Here is a 16,839-nt window from a genome sequence, read left to right as displayed (position 1 = left end):
CACCGATGACGGTGGCGCCGGCGGCCTTCCCGAGCTGCACGGCCGCGCTGCCGACCCCTCCAGCGGCAGCGTGGACGAGCAGGGTCTCGCCGGCCTCCAGACCGGCCCGTCGGTGCAGGCCGAACCAGCCGGTCTGGTAGCCGATGTGCAGGGCCGCGGCCTCCGCGTCGTCCAGGGCGTCCGGGGCGGGCAGGAGCGCGGCGGCGTCCGCGACGGCGTACTCGGCAAAGCCTCCGTGCGGCAGCGCCGGGTTGGCGATCACCCGGCGGCCGTCCGCGGTCTCGCCGCAGATCTCCACGCCGGGTGTGAACGGCAGCGGCGGCCTGACCTGGTACTGGCCGCGGCACATCAGGGCGTCCGGGAAGTTGATGTTGGCAGCCCGTACCTTCAGCAGGACCTGGCCGTCACCGGGCGTGGGCGGCTCGACGTCCTCGAGCCGCATCACCTCGCCCGGCTCGCCGTTCTCGTGCACTTGCCATGCCTGCATGCGGGGCCTCCACGGGGGACTGCTTCGTCTGACCGGGGTCGGTTCGCATACTAAGCGGTCGCTTGCCCATCAGGGAACCGTCTCCGGGCAAAGTCCCACCCGGAGGATTCCCGTACGTCATGCGCCCTTCGGCCGGGCCCGCACATGCATCCGCTCCCCCTGCGGCCCGAACAGGCTGAGGAACTCCACGGGCCCCTCCCCCGTCGACCCGAACCAGTGCGGCACCCGGGTGTCGAACTCGGCGGCCTCCCCCGCCGTGAGCACCACGTCGTGCTCGCCCAGCACCAGGCGCAGTCTTCCGGACAGCACGTACAGCCACTCGTAGCCCTCGTGCGTGCGCGGTTCCGGCTCCTGCCTGCGCTTCGGTTCCAGGACCTTGTAGGCCTGCAGGCCGCCGGGCTGGCGGGTGAGCGGCCAGTGGGTGCGGCCACCCATGACGATCGGCTTCGACCGCACGCGGGGATCACCCGTCGGCGGAGTGCCGACCAGTTCGTCCAGCGCCACCTGATGGGCGCGCGCGATCGGCAGCAGCAGTTCCAGACTGGGTTTACGCAGGCCGGACTCCAGCCGCGAGAGGGTGCTGACGGAGATGCCGGTGGTCTCGGAGAGCGCCGCCAGGGTCACCTCCCGCTCCTTGCGCATCTGCCGCAGCCGGGGGCCCACGCCCGCGAGTACCTCGTCCGTCGTCATGGTCGTATTGCAGTTTCGGCAAAGGTGTTTGTCAATCCCGCAGGACCGGGGCGAGGCTCGGCAGCGGAGGTGGTCACATGACCGAGAAGTACGCGGTGGTCGTCATCGGCGGGGGTGCGGCGGGCCTGTCCGCTGCGCTGGTGCTGGGGCGGGCCCGGCACCGCACGCTGGTGGTCGACGCGGGCGAGCCGCGCAACGCGCCCGCTGCGCACATGCAGGGCTATCTGTCCCGGGACGGCATGCCGCCCGCCGAGTTCCTGGCCATCGGGCGGGGGGAGATCGCGCGCTACGGCGTGGAGCTCGTGCGGGACCGGGTGGTGGAGGTGGAGAGGGGCGAGGACTTCACCGTGGTGCTGTCCGGCGGCCGGTCCGTGCGGGCCCGGCGGCTGGTCGTCGCGACGGGACTCGAGGACGAGTTGCCCGGGATCGCCGGGGTCGCCGAGCGGTTCGGCCGGGACGTGCTGCACTGCCCGTTCTGCCACGGCTGGGAGGTGCGCGACCAGCCGTTCGGGGTGCTGGCCTCGAGCCCGGCGGGTGTGCACCAGGCGCTGATGGTGTCCCAGTGGTCGAAGGACGTGCGGTTCTTCCTGCACACGGTCGCCGAGGAGGAACTGTCCGACGAGGATCTGCGCCGGCTCGCCGCGGCCGGGGTGGACGTGGTGCCCGGGGAGGTGGCGGAGCTGGTGATCGAGGACGACCGGCTCACCGGCGTCCGGCTCACGGACGGCACGGCGCACGCCCGCTCGGTGCTGTTCGTCGCCCCGCGGGCCGTCCCGCGGACCGGCCTGCTGGAGCAGCTGGGTGCCGAGTTGCACGAGACGCCGTTCGGCGCGTATCCGGTGGTCGACGCGAACGGCCTGACGACCGTGCCCGGGGTGTGGGCCGCGGGCAACGCGATCGGCTTCTCCGAGCAGGTCGTGCACGCGGCGAGCGGCGGATACCGGGCGGCGGCGGCGATCGTCGGGGACCTGCTGATGACCGACCTCGACGCGGCTGCCCAGGTGTAGAGGCATCGCCTCCGGTGCACCATGGCTGCATGCTGCTGCACCGGCTGGCCCGAGTGTCCCAGGAGGTCGCCGCCACCTCGGCGAGGTCCCGGAAGACGGCCCTGCTCGCGGAGCTCTTCCGGGACGCCGAGGCGGAGGACGTGCCGATCGTCATCCCGTACCTGGCCGGACGGCTGCCGCAGGGGCGGATCGGCGTCGGCTGGAAGGTGCTGAGCCGCCCGGTCGACCCGGCCGCCGAACCGGGCCTGACCGTGCGGGAGGTGGACGCCCGGCTGGCGGAGCTCGCCAAGGTGTCCGGCCCCGGCTCCCAGGCGGAACGGACCCGGCTGGTCGGGGAGTTGATGGGCGCGGCCACCGAGGACGAGCAGCGGTTCCTGCTCGGGCTGCTCACCGGCGAGGTCCGGCAGGGCGCCCTGGACGCGGTGGCGGTGGAAGGGCTCGCCCAGGCGACCGGGGCGCCGTCCGCGGACGTGCGGCGGGCCGTGATGCTCGCGGGCTCCCTCCAGGCGGTGGCCGGGGCGCTGCTCGCCGACGGCCTCGCCTCCCTCGACCGGTTCCGTCTCACCGTGGGCCGCCCGGTCCTGCCGATGCTGGCGCACAGCGCCTCCTCGGTGGCCGAGGCGGTGGACAAGCTGGGCGCCTGCGCGGTGGAGGAGAAGCTGGACGGCATCCGCGTCCAGGTGCACCGGGGCGGCGACACGGTACGGCTCTACACCCGCACCCTCGACGACATCACCGACCGTCTGCCCGAAGTGACGGCCGCCGCGCTGGAGTTGCGGGGCGAGCGGTTCATTCTGGACGGCGAGGTGATCTCCCTCGACGAGGGCGGGCGCCCCCGCTCGTTCCAGGAGACCGCCGGCCGCGTCGGCTCCCGCACGGACGTGGCGACGGCCGCCCGCGCGGTACCGGTCTCCCCCGTCTTCTTCGACGCGCTGTCCGTCGACGGCCACGACCTGCTCGACCTGCCCTTCGCCGAGCGGCACGCCGAGCTGGCCCGTCTGGTGCCCGAGCCGATGCGGGTGCGGCGCACCCTGGTGTCCGGGCCGGTCGACACGTCCGCGGCGGAGGAGTTTCTCGCCGGGGCCCTGGAACGCGGCCACGAGGGTGTCGTCGCCAAGGCGCTCGACGCCTCCTACAGCGCGGGGCGGCGCGGCGCCTCCTGGCTGAAGGTGAAGCCCGTCCACACCCTCGACCTGGTCGTCCTGGCCGCCGAGTGGGGCCACGGCCGCCGCACCGGCAAGCTCTCCAACCTCCACCTGGGCGCCCGCACCGCCGACGGCGGCCTCGCCATGCTCGGCAAGACCTTCAAGGGCATGACCGACGCGATGCTCACCTGGCAGACCGAACATCTCCAGCGGCTCGCCGTCGACGACAACGGCTACGTCGTGACCGTCCGCCCGGAACTCGTCGTCGAGATCGCCTACGACGGACTGCAGCGCTCCACCCGCTACCCGGCCGGCGTCACCCTGCGCTTCGCCCGGGTGGTCCGCTACCGGGAGGACAAGCGCCCCGGGGACGCCGACACGGTCGAGACGCTGCTCGCCGCGCACCCGGAGGTGAAGCCGTGAGGCGCAGTGCCGGCCTGCTGCTCTTCCGTCCCACCGACCACGGCCCCGAGGTGCTGCTCGGCCATATGGGCGGCCCGTTCTTCGCCAGGCGCGACGCCGGAGCCTGGACCGTCGTCAAGGGCGAGTACGAGCCGGGCGAGCCCGCCTGGGAGGCCGCCCGGCGTGAGTTCCAGGAGGAACTGGGGCTGCCTCCGCCCGACGGTGAGGCCATCGACCTGGGCGAGGTCCGGCAGACCAACGGCAAGATCGTCACGGCCTGGGCGGTCGCGGCGGACCTCGACCCGGCGACGATCGCGCCCGGCACGTTCCGGATGGAGTGGCCTCCGAGGTCCGGGCAGCTCCAGGAGTTCCCCGAACTGGACCGGGTGGCGTGGTTCGGCCTGGACCGGGCCCGCGCGGTGATCGTCAAGGCGCAGGCGGCGTTTCTCGACCGCCTGGCGGAGCACTCGCCCTGAGGAGACGCTCCCGCGTTGCGGTCCCCTCCGCCGCGCGGGAAGGTCGAGACACAGCCCGCTCCGAGGGAGGTCAGCCATGCCCATCGCAACGGTGAACCCGGCGAACGGCGAGACGCTCAAGACGTACGAGGCCATGGGCGAGCAGGAGATCGAGCGCCGACTCCAGCTCGCGGAGGCCACGTTCCGCACGTACCGGACGACGACCTTCGGCGAGCGGGCCCGGCTGCTGCACCGGGCCGCGGACCTCCTCGACGAGGACCAGCGGGACATCGCCCGGGTGATGACCACCGAGATGGGCAAGCCGATCCAGCAGGCCCGGGCCGAGGCCGCGAAGTGCGCCAAGGCGATGCGCTGGTACGCCGACCACGCCGAGGAACTGCTCGCCGACGAGGAACCCGCCGACTCCGACGTCAAGGACTCCGGCGCCTCCCGCGTACGCGTGCGCTACCGGCCGCTCGGCCCGGTGCTCGCGGTGATGCCGTGGAACTTCCCGCTGTGGCAGGTGATCCGCTTCGCCGCGCCCGCACTGATGGCGGGGAACGTGGGCCTGCTCAAGCACGCCTCGAACGTCCCGCAGACCGCCCTCTACCTGGAGGACCTCTTCCACCGGGCGGGCTTCACCGAAGGCACCTTCCAGACCCTGCTGATCGGCTCCGCCGCGGTCGACGAGATCCTGCGCGACGAGCGGGTCAAGGCCGCCACGCTCACCGGGAGCGAGCCGGCGGGACGCGCGGTCGCCTCCACCGCGGGAGAGATGGTCAAGAAGACGGTCCTGGAGCTGGGCGGCAGCGACCCGTTCGTCGTGATGCCCTCCGCCGACATCGACCGGGCCGCCAAGGTCGCGGTGACCGCGCGGGTGCAGAACACCGGGCAGTCCTGCATCGCCGCGAAGCGGTTCATCGTGCACACGGATGTCTACGACGCCTTCGCCGAGCGGTTCACCGAGGGCATGAGGGCGCTGAAGGTCGGCGACCCCATGGCCGACGACACCGAGGTCGGGCCGCTCTCCAGCGAGCAGGGACGGCGTGATCTGGAGGAACTGGTCGACGACGCGGTGCGCAGCGGGGCTCAGGTGCTGTGCGGGGGCGAACGGCCGGACGGGCCCGGCTGGTACTACACGCCGACGATCCTCGCCGGTATCACCCGCGAGATGCGGATCCACCGGGAGGAGGCGTTCGGGCCGGTCGCCACGCTGTACCGGGCGGCCGACCTGGACGAGGCCGTGCTGATCGCGAACGACTCGCCGTTCGGACTGAGTTCGAACGTCTGGACGCGGGACGAGGACGAGGTCGACCGGTTCGTACGGGATCTGGAGGCCGGCGGGGTGTTCTTCAACGGCATGACGGCGTCCCATCCGGGGTTCCCGTTCGGCGGTGTGAAGCGGTCCGGGTACGGGCGTGAGCTGTCCGGGCATGGAATCCGCGAGTTCTGCAACATCACCACTGTTTGGCATGGTGCGTGAGTGTTGCGGGGCTACGATCCCGTCTGTGAACCGCGAAGTGACTCTGCCTCTGATCGTCGACGACCGCGGGACCCTGCAGGTGACTGCGGCGGATGTCAGCAAGCTCTTGCGGACGGTGGGGGGCCGGTGGGTGCGGCTCGTGGAGGCCGGGGAGTCGGGGCTCGACGAGGATACGGTTGCCGAGTTGGCCATTGAGCTGGCGAAGCTGGCCGACCGGATCGATGTGGCCTGTATCGCGCACAGCAGTGGGGGTACGACATAGCCCTGCCGGTGCGGGTGGTGTGTGGCTGGCCGCGCCCGCGCGGCGGGGTCTGCACGTCACACCCGGTCCCGCACCCCTACAGGACCAGCTGTTCTCCCAGCGTCGACCAGAAGTTCGCCTCGTAGGTCTGCAGGAGGCGGCCGTAGTGCCGCGCGCGGTTCTCGTCCAGCCGCTCCGCCTCCAGTCCCGCCTGCACCGCCGCCGTCGCCAGCCCGTCCAGTTCGGGTGACGGCTCCGCGAAGAGGTCGAAGAAGGCGCACGCCTCGTCCGTGAAGCCGTAGTGGTCACGCAGGGCCTTCGCGATCGTGGCGCAATAGCCGCCCCATGCCGAGAAGTTGGCCGTCAGGGCCAGGACCACGTCCGCCGGTGAGGCGTTCAGGGCCAGCCAGGCCACGTACGCGGGGTACGCCTGGCAGCCCGGCTGGGGCTCGTACGACGCCTCCCCCACCTCGTCCACGTCGCACGCCCGTGCGAACGCCGTCAGTCGCTCCCCTGCCAGCGCCTCGCCGGCGGCCAGGGTCGTGAAGAAGGCCTGGGCCTCCGGGTCGGTCGCTTCGCTGCGCACTGCCAGCAACTCGAACGCCCGGCGGTCCGCGGGAATCACCGTGGCCTGTTCCAGGGCGAGCGCGGCGAGGATGGTGCGGGGCGCCGTGCCCTGGGCGATCAGCGGGACCAGGGGGTTGGCGTCCGGGTCCGGCGCGAGGGTCGCGATGGTCGTCTTCAGCAGGTCCCGAGCCGGGTGCGTCATCGCGTCCTCCGTCGTGGGGGTGTGGGGACGAGCCTGGCACGGCGTCCCCGATACGGAGTAGTCCGACGCGAATTCGCCGTCGTGCCGGGTGATCGTGGGTGGACCACCCCTTGAGGTGAACCACCTTCTGACCGGGGGGCGAAGGGCCTTCCGGGAGGCGAAAGCAGGCACGGTTCATGGCGACTTTGTGCAGACCCTCGGTGTCCGTTCCAGAGCACGTGATCACGATGGAGGAGACGCTGGAGCTGGCGCGCGAGCGCCACGCCGACCACCCCCAACTGCCGCTGGCCCTCCGGCTGATCGAGAACACCGGTGTGCGCACGCGGCGCATCGTGCAACCCATCGAGGAAACCCTGAAGCACCCCGGGTTCGAGGACCGCAACAGACTCTACGAGGCCGAGGCCAAGGCCCGGGTGCCCGCGGTCATCCAGCGGGCGCTCGACGACGCTGAGCTGCTCGCCACCGACGTGGACCTGATCATCTACGTGTCGTGCACGGGCTTCATGATGCCCTCGCTCACGGCCTGGCTGATCAACGAGATGGGCTTCGACCCGACCACCCGGCAGCTGCCGATAGCCCAGCTGGGCTGCGCGGCAGGCGGCGCGGCGATCAACCGGGCCCACGACTTCTGCACGGCCTACCCCGAGGCCAACGCGCTCATCGTGGCCTGCGAGTTCTGCTCGCTGTGCTATCAGCCCACCGACATCGGTGTCGGCTCGCTGCTCTCCAACGGCCTGTTCGGTGACGGCATCGCGGCCGCGGCGGTCCGGGGCCGGGGCGGCGAGGGCGTCGCCCTCGAGCGCAACGGCTCGTACCTGATCCCCAAGACCGAAGAGTGGATCATGTACGACGTGAAGGCCACCGGCTTCCACTTCCTGCTGGACAAGCGGGTCCCGGCCACCATGGAGCCGCTCGCGCCGGCGCTGAAGGACCTGGCAGGCGATCACGGCTGGGACGCCTCCGACCTGGACTTCTACATAGTCCACGCGGGCGGCCCCCGCATCCTGGACGACCTCAGCACCTTCCTGCACGTCGACCCGCACGCCTTCCGGTTCAGCCGGTCGACGCTCACCGAGTACGGCAACATCGCCAGCGCCGTCGTCCTGGACGCGCTGCGCAGGCTGTTCGACGAGGGCGGCGCCGAGCACGGGGCGCGCGGACTCCTCGCCGGGTTCGGACCCGGTATCACCGCCGAGATGGCCCTGGGCCGCTGGCACCGCGCGGACGAGACGATGTGAGATGAGCGAAGAGACGATCACCGACATCCTGCCACCGGTCCGGGACTGGCCCGCGCTCGACCTGTCCGGCGCGGACTTCGACCCGGTGCTGCGCGAGCTGATGGACGAGGGCCCGGTCACCCGCATCAAGCTGCCCAACGGCGAGGGCTGGGCCTGGCTGGTCACCCGCTACGACGACGTGCGCATGGTGACCAACGACCCGCGCTTCGGCCGCGAGGCCGTCATGGACCGGCAGGTCACCCGGCTGGCCCCGCACTTCATCCCGGCCCGTGGCGCGGTCGGCTTCCTCGACCCGCCGGACCACACCCGGCTGCGCCGCAGCGTCGCCGCCGCCTTCACGGCGCGCGGCGTGGAGCGGGTGCGCGAGCGGTCCCGTCGCATGCTGGCGGAACTGGTCGACGAGATGCTGCAGGACGGCCCGCCCGCGGACCTGACCGAGGCCGTGCTCAGCCCGTTCCCCATCGCGGTGATCTGCGAGCTGATGGGCGTCCCGGCCGCCGACCGGCAGGCCATGCACCACTGGACCCAGCTGATCCTGTCCTCCTCGCACGGCGCCGACGTCAGTGAGAAGGCCAAGAAGGAGATGGGCGCCTACTTCTCCGACCTGATCGGCCTGCGCGAGGGCAGTACCGGCGAGGATGTCGCCTCCCTGCTCGGCGCCGCCGTGGGCCGCGGGGAGGTCACTCTGGACGAGGCGGTGGGACTCGCGGTCCTCCTCCAGATCGGCGGCGAGGCGGTCACCAACAACAGCGGCCAGATGTTCTACGTGCTGTTGACCCGTCCCGAGCTCGCCGAGCGGCTGCGCGCCGACCCGGGGATCCGCCCCCGGGCCATCGACGAACTGCTGCGCTGGATCCCCCACCGCAATGCGGTCGGGCTGTCCCGGATCGCCCTGGAGGACGTGGAGGTCCAGGGCGTGCGGATCCGGGAGGGCGACGCGATCTACGTGTCGTACCTGGCCGCGAACCGTGACCCGGACGTCTTCCCCGACCCGGAGACGATCGACTTCGGCCGCAGCCCGAACCCGCATGTCTCCTTCGGCTTCGGCCCGCACTACTGCCCGGGCGGCATGCTGGCCCGGCTGGAGTCGGAGCTCCTGGTCGACGCGCTCCTCGACGGCGTACCGGGCCTGCGGCTCGCCGTCCCTGCCGAGGAGGTGCCCTTCAGGAAGGGCGCGCTGATCCGCGGGCCCGAGGCCCTGCCCGTGACGTGGTGAGCGGGCGATGACGGCGACGGAGGGGCTGCTCGTCCCACCCGGCCAGGGCCGGATCGTGGAGACCCCCGCCCAGCACGTCACCTTCAAGGTGACCGGCACGCACTCCCGCACGGCCTCCACGTTCGAGGTGGTCGTGCCCCCGGGATTCGACGTCGGCGCCCATGTGCACACCCGCAGCGAGGAGTTGTTCTATGTGCTCGAAGGCGAGCTGGACGTCCTCGCCTTCGAGCCGCGGATCCGCACTCCCGACAACTGGCAGAGATGGGAGTCCCGTTCGGGCAACCGGGTGGTGCGGGCGACACCGGGAACGGTGATAGTCGTCCCCCCGGGCTGCCCGCACGCGTTCGCCAACCCGACGGACTCGCCGGCCAGGATGTTCTTCCAGGCGAGCCCGCCGCCGGACCACGAGCGGTATTTCGAGGAGCTGCTGGAGATCCTCGGCAGCGGGGGCCCTCCGGACCACACGGCGATCCAGGAGCTGCGGGCGCGCTACGACATCGAGCAGCTGACGCCGCTCAGACATCGCTGGGCGGACACCTCCTAGCGGATGGGCACACCGGCGAGGGTCCGGGCGATGACCAGGCGCTGGATCTCGCTCGTGCCCTCGAAGATGGTGTAGATGGCCGCGTCCCGGTGCATCCGCTCGACGGGGTACTCCCGGGTGTAGCCGTTGCCGCCGAGGATCTGGATCGCCTGGGCCGTGACCTTCTTGGCCGTCTCGCTCGCGAACAGTTTGGACATCGAACCCTCGGCCGCCGTGAACGGCTTGCCGTTGACCGCCATCCAGGACGCGCGCCACACCAGCAGCCGGGCCGCGTCGATGGACGTCCGCATGTCCGCGAGCTGGAAGGCGACACCCTGGTTGTCGATGATCGGCCGCCCGAACTGCTCCCTGGTCCTGGCGTAGTCGAGGGCGACCTCGTAGGCGGCCCGGGCGGTGCCGACCGCCATGGCGCCGACGGCCGGGCGCGAGGCCTCGAACGTGGCCATCGCCGCGTTCTTCACCCGCTCCCCGCCCTGCTTGGCCTTCTCCCGCGCGCGGGCCAGCCGCTCGTCCAGCTTCTCCTTGCCGCCGAGCAGGCAGGAGCCGGGAACGCGCACGTTGTCGAGGATGACCTCGGCGGTGTGCGAGGCGCGGATGCCGTGCTTCTTGAACTTCTGCCCCTGGGCCAGCCCGGGTGTCCCGGGCGGGATGATGAAGGACGCGTGTCCCTTGGAGCCGAGCTCGGCGTCGATGACCGCGACGACGACATGGACGTTGGCGATGCCGCCGTTGGTCGCCCAGGTCTTGGTGCCGTTGAGCACCCACTCGTCCTTGGCCTCGTCGTACACGGCCCGGGTGCGCATGGAGGCCACGTCGGAGCCGGCGTCGGGCTCGGAGGAGCAGAAGGCGGCGACCTTGACATCGTTGGCGTCGCCGTACATCTGCGGGATCCAGGTGCCGATCTGCTCCTCGGTGCCGTTGGCGAGGACGCCGACGGCGGCGAGGCCGGTGCCGACGATGGACAGGGCGATGCCCGCGTCGCCCCAGAACAGCTCCTCCATCGCCATGGGTATGCCGAGGCCGGTCGGGTCGAAGTACTGCTGTGCGTAGAAGTCCAGGGAGTAGATGCCGACCTTGGCGGCCTCCTGGATGACCGGCCAGGGAGTCTCCTCACGCTCGTCCCATTCGGCGGCCGCGGGGCGGATCACGTCGGCCGCGAAGCCGTGCAGCCAGTCCCGGACCTCCTTCTGTTCGTCGTTGAGCTCCATGGTGAACTCGGCCATGTCGTCCCCTCCAGCGGCACACGTGCATGTTACTTGCGGTAACATGCAGTCTGTTACCGGTGGGTAGTCGAAGTCAACTCCTACCGACCGGTCGGCACCCTTTCGGTGTCCTGAGCATGCTTCAGTGTTAGTTTGCGCAGGCGTCATCGAAACAGCACGGGTGGGGAGAGATCATGGACACCACGCAGCGGACCGATCAGCAACGGTCCGCCGACCGCCGTCGGCGTGAGCTGCTGGAGGCCGCCGACCGAGTGGTGCTGCGCGACGGCCCGCAGGCCTCGATGAACGCGATCGCGGCGGAAGCCGGCATCACCAAACCCATTCTCTACCGGCACTTCGGCGACAAGGGCGGACTTTACGCGGCCCTTGCCATGCGGCACACCGATGCGCTGCTGGACTCACTGCGGGCGGCGTTGGACGCGCCGGCGGACCGACGGGAGCGGGTCGAGGCGACGTTGGACACGTACCTCGCAGCGATCGAGGCGCGGCCGCAGGTGTACCGGTTCCTGATGCATCCGGCGGAGGGGAGCCAGCCGGGGGATCAGGGGTTCGACGTCGGCAAGCACAGTGCACCGTTGCTGCGACGGATGGGCGAGGAGCTCGCCCAGGTCATCGAGGAGCGGCTGGATCTCGGGCCGGGCGGGCAGCGGCTGGCGCGGGTGTGGGGGCACGGCATCGTCGGGATGATGCATGCGGCCGGGGACTGGTGGCTGGGCGAACGACCTTGCTCTCGTGCGGAGTTGGTGAGGAGTCTGGCCGATCTGCTGTGGGGTCGGCTTGCGGCTGCGGGAGATCGGGTGGGGGGTCCGGGCTTCTGACCGTCGGGGCTCCTGGACTACCCGTCCCGGTGCCAGGAAGACCTCGCCACCTGCCGCATCAGCCTGCGGTGGCGCCAGCCGCTCAGGTGGTCGGCGTAGATCCGGCCTTCCAGGTGGTCGCACTCGTGTTGCAGGCAGCGGGCGAAGAACCCCGTGCCGTGCACCGTGACGGGATCCCCGGTCGCCGTGAAGCCCTCGACGACCGCGTGGTCGTGGCGCTCCGTGCCCGCTTCCAGGCCCGGCAGGGACAGGCAGCCCTCCGGGCCCCGGACCACCACGCCGTCCTTTTCGGTCAGGCGGGGGTTGATCACATGGCCCACATGGCGGACGTCCTCGTCGTCCGGGCAGTCGTAGACGAAGACCCGCAGCGGCTCGCCGACCTGGTTCGCGGCGAGGCCGACACCCTGGGCGGCGTACATGGTCGCGAACAAGTCCTCGACGAGACAGGCCAGTTCGGGACCGAAGGCGGTGACCTCCGCGCAGGGCGTGTGCAGGATCGGATCGCCGTGCAGGGTGAGTGGTCTCACGCGGCCGTGGGCGCCGGGGATGGGGCTCTGTCGCATGGCGGCAAGAGTAAGGTCCTGTCGGTCCGCGCCTCCCACACGAGTTCACCACAGTGCCGCGGTTCGGTAGTGCGAATGGATCTCGATAGGCTGAGGCCCACACCACGTGGCCGTCAGGCTTCAGGGCGCGGCGCGTACGCAAGGAGGATCGAGAACTGATGGCAGGCAACTCGGACCCGCTCTCGCCGCGGGCCAAGCTGGCCGTGACCGCGGGCAAGGCGGTCGCGGCGGCATCTCGCGCCGCAGGGCGCGGCAGCGGTTCGGTGATCGGCGGCCGGGTCGCACTCAAACTCGACCCCGACCTCCTCGCCCGGCTCGCCCAGCACCTGGACGTGATCCTGGTCTCCGCGACGAACGGCAAGACCACCACCACCCGGCTCATCGCCGAGGCGCTGCGCGCGGCGGGACCGGTCGTCTCCAACGCGCTCGGCGCCAACATGCCGGCCGGCATCACCTCGGCGCTCGCGGGCAGCTCGGACGCGCGCTACGGCGTCATCGAGGTCGACGAGAAGTACCTCGCCGGCGTCGCCCGGGACACCGCCCCGAAGTGCATCGCGCTGCTCAACCTCTCGCGCGACCAGCTCGACCGTGCCGCCGAGACCCGCATGCTCGCCGAGAACTGGCGGGAGGGGCTCGCGGGTTCCAAGGCCGTGGTCGTGGCCAACTGCGACGACCCGCTGGTGGTGTGGGCGGCGTCGTCCTCCCCCAATGTGATCTGGGTCGCGGCGGGGCAGATGTGGAAGGACGACGCCTGGTCCTGCCCGTCGTGCGGTGGCGTGATGCAGCGCCCGGGCGACGACTGGTTCTGCGGCGAGTGCGGCTTCCGCCGTCCGACTCCGAGCTGGGCGCTCTCCGGCGACCATGTGCTCGACCCGCACGGCTCGGCCTGGCCGATCCACCTCCAGCTGCCCGGCCGCGCCAACAAGGCCAACGCCGCCTCCTCGGCCGCCGTCGCCGCCGTGTTCGGGGTGCCTCCTCAGGTCGCGCTGGAGCGCATGTACCAGGTGCAGGCGGTGGCCGGGCGGTACGACGTCGTCCAGTTCCAGGGCCGTGACCTGCGGCTGCTGCTCGCGAAGAACCCGGCCGGCTGGCTGGAGACGTTCTCCCTGATCGACCCGCCCCCCGCCCCGGTCATCCTGTCGGTGAACGCGCGCTCCGCCGACGGCACCGACACCTCCTGGCTGTGGGACGTCGACTACTCGCGTCTGACCGGCCACCCGATCTGCGTCGTCGGTGACCGGCGCCTGGACCTGGCGGTGCGCCTGGAGGTCGCCGACCAGCGCTTCCAGGTCTACGAGAACCTCGACCAGGCCGTGCAGGCGTGCCCGCCGGGCCGGATCGAGGTCATCGCCAACTACACGGCGTTCCAGGACCTGCGCCGCCGGGTCGGCAACTGAGCACGAGACGTCAGGGGACTTTTGTGAGCGACAACCAACTGCGGGTCGTCTGGATCTATCCGGACCTGCTCAGCACCTACGGCGACCAGGGCAATGTCCTCGTCGTCGAACGCCGGGCCCAGCAGCGCGGCCTGGACGTGGCCCGGCTGGACGTGCGCAGCGACCAGCCGATCCCGACCTCCGGCGACATCTACCTGATCGGCGGCGGTGAGGACCGGCCGCAGCGGCTCGCCGCCGAGCGGCTGCGCCGGGACGGCGGACTGACCCGGGCCGTGGAGAACGGCGCCATCGTGTTCTCCGTGTGCGCCGGCTACCAGATCCTCGGCCACGAGTTCATCAACGACCTCGGCCAGCGCGAGCCCGGCCTCGGGCTGCTGGACGTGGTGTCGGTGCGCGGCGAGGGAGCGCGGTGCGTCGGTGACGTGCTGGGCGACATCGACGCGCGCCTCGGCCTGCCCCCGCTGACCGGGTTCGAGAACCATCAGGGCGTCACCCACCTCGGCCCCACCGCCCGCCCGCTCGCCCAGGTGCGCTTCGGCAACGGCAACGGCACGGGCGACGGCACGGAGGGCGCGTACAACGACACCGTCTTCGGCACGTACATGCACGGGCCGGTGCTCGCGCGCAACCCGTTGATCGCGGACCTGCTGCTGAAGCTGGCCCTTGACGTCAACGCGCTGCCGCCGACCGACGACCGCTGGTACGAGGAACTCCGCAGCGAGCGCATCGCGGCTGCTCAGCAGCCCGCGTAGGCAGAATGCCGCAGCGTGCCCGAGGTACGCGTCAACCTGCTGGTCAACAGCCCGTCTGACGGCACATCCGCACAGGTGAGCGGGGTCGTCCAGCAGGCGGACGCGTGCTTCGGTCCGGCCCCTCGATGCCGCTAGGGTGGCGGGGATTCCAGCCGGACAACGTGGTCCGGTCCCCGGCCCACGTGGAGAAGGTATTCGGGCTATGCGCATTGGTGTCCTCACGTCCGGCGGCGACTGCCCCGGCCTGAACGCCGTCATCCGGTCCGTCGTGCACCGCGCCGTCGTCGACCACGGCGACGAGGTCATCGGCTTCCGGGACGGCTGGAAGGGCCTCCTGGAGTGCGACTACCTCAAGCTCGACCTCGACGCGGTGGGTGGCATCCTCGCCCGCGGCGGCACGATTCTCGGGTCCTCCCGCGTCCAGCCCTCCCATCTGCGGGACGGCGTGGAGCGGGCCAGGGGCCATGTCGAGGAGCTCGGCCTCGACGCGATCATCCCGATCGGCGGCGAGGGCACCCTCAAGGCCGCGCGGCTGATGTCGGACAGCGGTCTGCCCGTCGTGGGTGTGCCGAAGACCATCGACAACGACATCGCGGTCACGGACGTCACATTCGGCTTCGACACGGCCGTGGGGGTGGCGACCGAAGCCCTGGACCGGCTGAAGACCACCGCCGAGTCCCACCAGCGGGTGCTGGTGGTCGAGGTCATGGGCCGGCACACCGGCTGGATCGCACTGCACTCCGGCATGGCGGCCGGCGCGCACGCCATCGTCGTGCCCGAGCGGCCCTTCGACATAGAGGAGCTGACCCGCCGCGTCGGCGAGCGGTTCGAGGCAGGCAAGCGCTTCGCGATCGTGGTGGCGGCGGAGGGGGCGAAGCCCCGCGCCGGGACCATGGAGTTCGACGAGGGCGGCAAGGACATCTACGGGCACGAGCGGTTCGCCGGAATCGCCCGGCAGCTGTCCGTGGAGCTGGAGGGGCGGCTCGGGAAGGAAGCCCGGCCGGTGATCCTCGGGCACGTGCAGCGGGGCGGTACGCCGACCGCCTACGACCGGGTGCTGGCCACGCGGTTCGGGTGGCATGCGGTGGAAGCCGTGCACCGGGGTGAGTTCGGGCAGATGACCGCGCTGCGGGGCACCGACATCGTGATGGTGCCGCTCGCCGAGGCCGTGGAGAAGCTGAAGACCGTGCCGGAGGATCGGTACGACGAGGCGGAGTGCGTGCTCTGAGACGGCCGTGGTCGGCCGGCTGCGGGTGGTGTGCGGCTGATCGCGCCCATGCGGCGGAGCCGTGACGGTACAGCCCCGCCCCCAACCTTGCCCCCGGTCGCTCGTGCGACCGGGGGCGGTTCTACTCTTGGGGCGGACAGATGGCTGCACACCCCCACGAATCAGGAGCCGGCGGAATGGATCACAGCGGGCACGGCATGACCATGGATCTGCCGCCGTTCACGCTGGGGCGAGGTCTCGAGTGGTCGGCGGACCCGTTCTTCCTCGTCGCCTGTCTGGCCGGGCTCGCCCTGTACGGGTGGGGGGTCGTGCGGCTCGTCCGGCGCGGGGACAAGTGGCCTGTGGGGCGGACGGTCGCCTACGCCCTGGGCGTGCTGAGCATCATGTTCATGATGTGCACCCAGCTGAACGACTACGGCATGGTCATGTTCAGCGTGCACATGGTGCAGCACATGGTCATCAGCATGGTGTCCCCCATCCTCATCCTGCTCGGGGCGCCGATCACGCTGACGCTGCGGGCTCTGCCCACCGCGGGGCGTGGCCGCAGGGGGCCGCGTGAGCTGCTGCTGATGTTCCTGCACAGCCGGTACCTGCGGATCATCACGCACCCGGCGTTCACGATCCCGCTGTTCATCGCGAGCCTGTACGGGCTGTACTTCACGCCGATCTTCGACACCCTGATGGGCTCCAAGGCGGGTCACATCGCGATGATGGTGCACTTCCTCGCCGTCGGCCTGGTGTTCTTCTGGCCGATCATGGGTGTGGACCCGGGCCCGCACCGCCCGGGCTACCTGATGCGGATGCTGGAGCTGTTCGCGGGCATGCCGTTCCACGCGTTCTTCGGGATCGCGCTGATGATGGCGTCCGAGCCGATGGTCGAGACGTTCAAGAACCCGCCCGCCTCGCTCGGCATCGAGGCACTCTCGGACCAGAACACGGCGGGCGGCATCGCCTGGGCGTTCAGCGAGATCCCCTCCGTGCTGGTGCTGGTGGCCCTGCTGTTCCAGTGGCACGCCTCGGACCGGCGGCAGGCCAAGCGCGAGGACCGGGCCGCCGACCGTGACGGGGGCAAGGAACTCGAGGCGTACAACGCCTATCTGGCCTCGCTGAACGCGCAGGGGCGCTGAAGACCTCTTCCGTACGGGCCGTGCGCGCCGGGCGCCCGCCGGGCACCATGGAGG

Annotated in this window: 17 protein-coding genes and 1 pseudogene; 13 read left to right on the top strand and 5 right to left on the bottom strand. The window is 71.1% G+C overall.

From position 1 onward, the window contains the following. On the bottom strand, positions 1-487 hold a 487-nt coding region (locus tag ACFU3E_RS24955; RefSeq protein WP_384162243.1), incomplete at its 3' end, for an alcohol dehydrogenase catalytic domain-containing protein. Between the two features lie 117 nt (positions 488-604). Further along, complete coding sequence (locus ACFU3E_RS24950) at positions 605-1,177, bottom strand: helix-turn-helix domain-containing protein (RefSeq protein ID WP_384162240.1); 573 nt, start codon at positions 1,175-1,177, stop codon at positions 605-607. A gap of 77 nt (positions 1,178-1,254) precedes the next feature. On the opposite strand from ACFU3E_RS24950, the gene ACFU3E_RS24945 reads away from it, so the two are divergent. From ACFU3E_RS24945 to ACFU3E_RS24925, 5 genes are all read left to right on the top strand, one after another. Further along, positions 1,255-2,184: an NAD(P)/FAD-dependent oxidoreductase gene (locus ACFU3E_RS24945; protein WP_384162237.1), complete on the top strand. Its 930-nt coding sequence runs from the start codon at positions 1,255-1,257 to the stop codon at positions 2,182-2,184. Between the two features lie 29 nt (positions 2,185-2,213). Further along, positions 2,214-3,752, top strand: coding sequence for an ATP-dependent DNA ligase (locus tag ACFU3E_RS24940; protein WP_384162234.1), 1,539 nt, complete (start codon positions 2,214-2,216; stop codon positions 3,750-3,752). Continuing rightward, positions 3,749-4,207, top strand: coding sequence for an NUDIX domain-containing protein (locus ACFU3E_RS24935; protein WP_384162231.1), 459 nt, complete (start codon positions 3,749-3,751; stop codon positions 4,205-4,207). The genes ACFU3E_RS24940 and ACFU3E_RS24935 overlap by 4 nt, the downstream gene beginning before the upstream one ends. Before the next feature lie 76 nt (positions 4,208-4,283). After that, positions 4,284-5,669: an NADP-dependent succinic semialdehyde dehydrogenase gene (locus ACFU3E_RS24930; protein WP_384162228.1), complete on the top strand. Its 1,386-nt coding sequence runs from the start codon at positions 4,284-4,286 to the stop codon at positions 5,667-5,669. A 25-nt stretch (positions 5,670-5,694) separates the two neighbouring features. Beyond that, positions 5,695-5,931 carry a DUF6213 family protein gene (locus ACFU3E_RS24925; RefSeq protein ID WP_384162225.1) on the top strand — a complete coding sequence of 79 codons (237 nt, stop codon included), beginning with the start codon at positions 5,695-5,697 and terminating at the stop codon, positions 5,929-5,931. Positions 5,932-6,007: 76 nt separating this feature from the next. On the opposite strand, the gene ACFU3E_RS24920 is transcribed toward ACFU3E_RS24925, so the two are convergent. After that, positions 6,008-6,679: a transcriptional regulator gene (locus ACFU3E_RS24920; RefSeq protein WP_384162222.1), complete on the bottom strand. Its 672-nt coding sequence runs from the start codon at positions 6,677-6,679 to the stop codon at positions 6,008-6,010. A 170-nt stretch (positions 6,680-6,849) separates the two neighbouring features. Between ACFU3E_RS24920 and ACFU3E_RS24915 the strand changes: the two are divergent. The 3 genes and pseudogenes from ACFU3E_RS24915 to ACFU3E_RS24905 all read left to right on the top strand — a co-directional run. Further along, a pseudogene (locus ACFU3E_RS24915) lies at positions 6,850-7,917 on the top strand (type III polyketide synthase); the annotation flags it as partial. A 1-nt stretch (position 7,918) separates the two neighbouring features. Beyond that, positions 7,919-9,133, top strand: coding sequence for a cytochrome P450 (locus ACFU3E_RS24910; protein ID WP_384162218.1), 1,215 nt, complete (start codon positions 7,919-7,921; stop codon positions 9,131-9,133). A 7-nt stretch (positions 9,134-9,140) separates the two neighbouring features. Then, positions 9,141-9,677 (top strand): cupin domain-containing protein, encoded by a 537-nt coding sequence (locus tag ACFU3E_RS24905; RefSeq protein WP_384162216.1) that lies wholly within the window; start codon positions 9,141-9,143, stop codon positions 9,675-9,677. Here ACFU3E_RS24905 and ACFU3E_RS24900 read toward each other — a convergent pair. Beyond that, positions 9,674-10,900: an acyl-CoA dehydrogenase family protein gene (locus ACFU3E_RS24900; RefSeq protein WP_384162214.1), complete on the bottom strand. Its 1,227-nt coding sequence runs from the start codon at positions 10,898-10,900 to the stop codon at positions 9,674-9,676. The two genes, ACFU3E_RS24905 and ACFU3E_RS24900, sit on opposite strands and share 4 nt — an antisense overlap. 173 nt (positions 10,901-11,073) lie before the next feature. Between ACFU3E_RS24900 and ACFU3E_RS24895 the strand changes: the two genes are divergently transcribed. Then, the gene (locus ACFU3E_RS24895) at positions 11,074-11,718 is read left to right on the top strand and encodes a TetR family transcriptional regulator (RefSeq protein WP_384162211.1); all 645 of its coding nucleotides are present in this window, start codon (positions 11,074-11,076) and stop codon (positions 11,716-11,718) included. A 17-nt stretch (positions 11,719-11,735) separates the two neighbouring features. Here the strand turns inward: ACFU3E_RS24895 and def are convergent, their stop codons facing one another. Further along, positions 11,736-12,281, bottom strand: a complete 546-nt coding sequence (gene def, locus ACFU3E_RS24890) for a peptide deformylase (protein WP_384162209.1) — start codon at positions 12,279-12,281, stop codon at positions 11,736-11,738. 158 nt (positions 12,282-12,439) lie between these two features. Between def and ACFU3E_RS24885 the strand changes: the two genes are divergently transcribed. From ACFU3E_RS24885 to ACFU3E_RS24870, 4 genes are all read left to right on the top strand, one after another. After that, positions 12,440-13,678 (top strand): MurT ligase domain-containing protein, encoded by a 1,239-nt coding sequence (locus ACFU3E_RS24885; protein ID WP_384162207.1) that lies wholly within the window; start codon positions 12,440-12,442, stop codon positions 13,676-13,678. A 23-nt stretch (positions 13,679-13,701) separates the two neighbouring features. Further along, the gene (locus tag ACFU3E_RS24880) at positions 13,702-14,430 is read left to right on the top strand and encodes a type 1 glutamine amidotransferase (protein ID WP_384162204.1); all 729 of its coding nucleotides are present in this window, start codon (positions 13,702-13,704) and stop codon (positions 14,428-14,430) included. Between the two features lie 202 nt (positions 14,431-14,632). Next, the gene (locus ACFU3E_RS24875; RefSeq protein WP_384162202.1) at positions 14,633-15,658 is read left to right on the top strand and encodes a 6-phosphofructokinase; all 1,026 of its coding nucleotides are present in this window, start codon (positions 14,633-14,635) and stop codon (positions 15,656-15,658) included. Positions 15,659-15,834: 176 nt separating this feature from the next. Further along, positions 15,835-16,785, top strand: a complete 951-nt coding sequence (locus ACFU3E_RS24870; protein ID WP_384162199.1) for a cytochrome c oxidase assembly protein — start codon at positions 15,835-15,837, stop codon at positions 16,783-16,785. Positions 16,786-16,839 lie beyond the last annotated feature (54 nt).

This window comes from Streptomyces sp. NPDC057424, from assembly GCF_042803315.1.
GTDB lineage: Bacteria > Actinomycetota > Actinomycetes > Streptomycetales > Streptomycetaceae > Streptomyces.
This window is presented reverse-complemented; position numbering and strand designations above follow the sequence as displayed.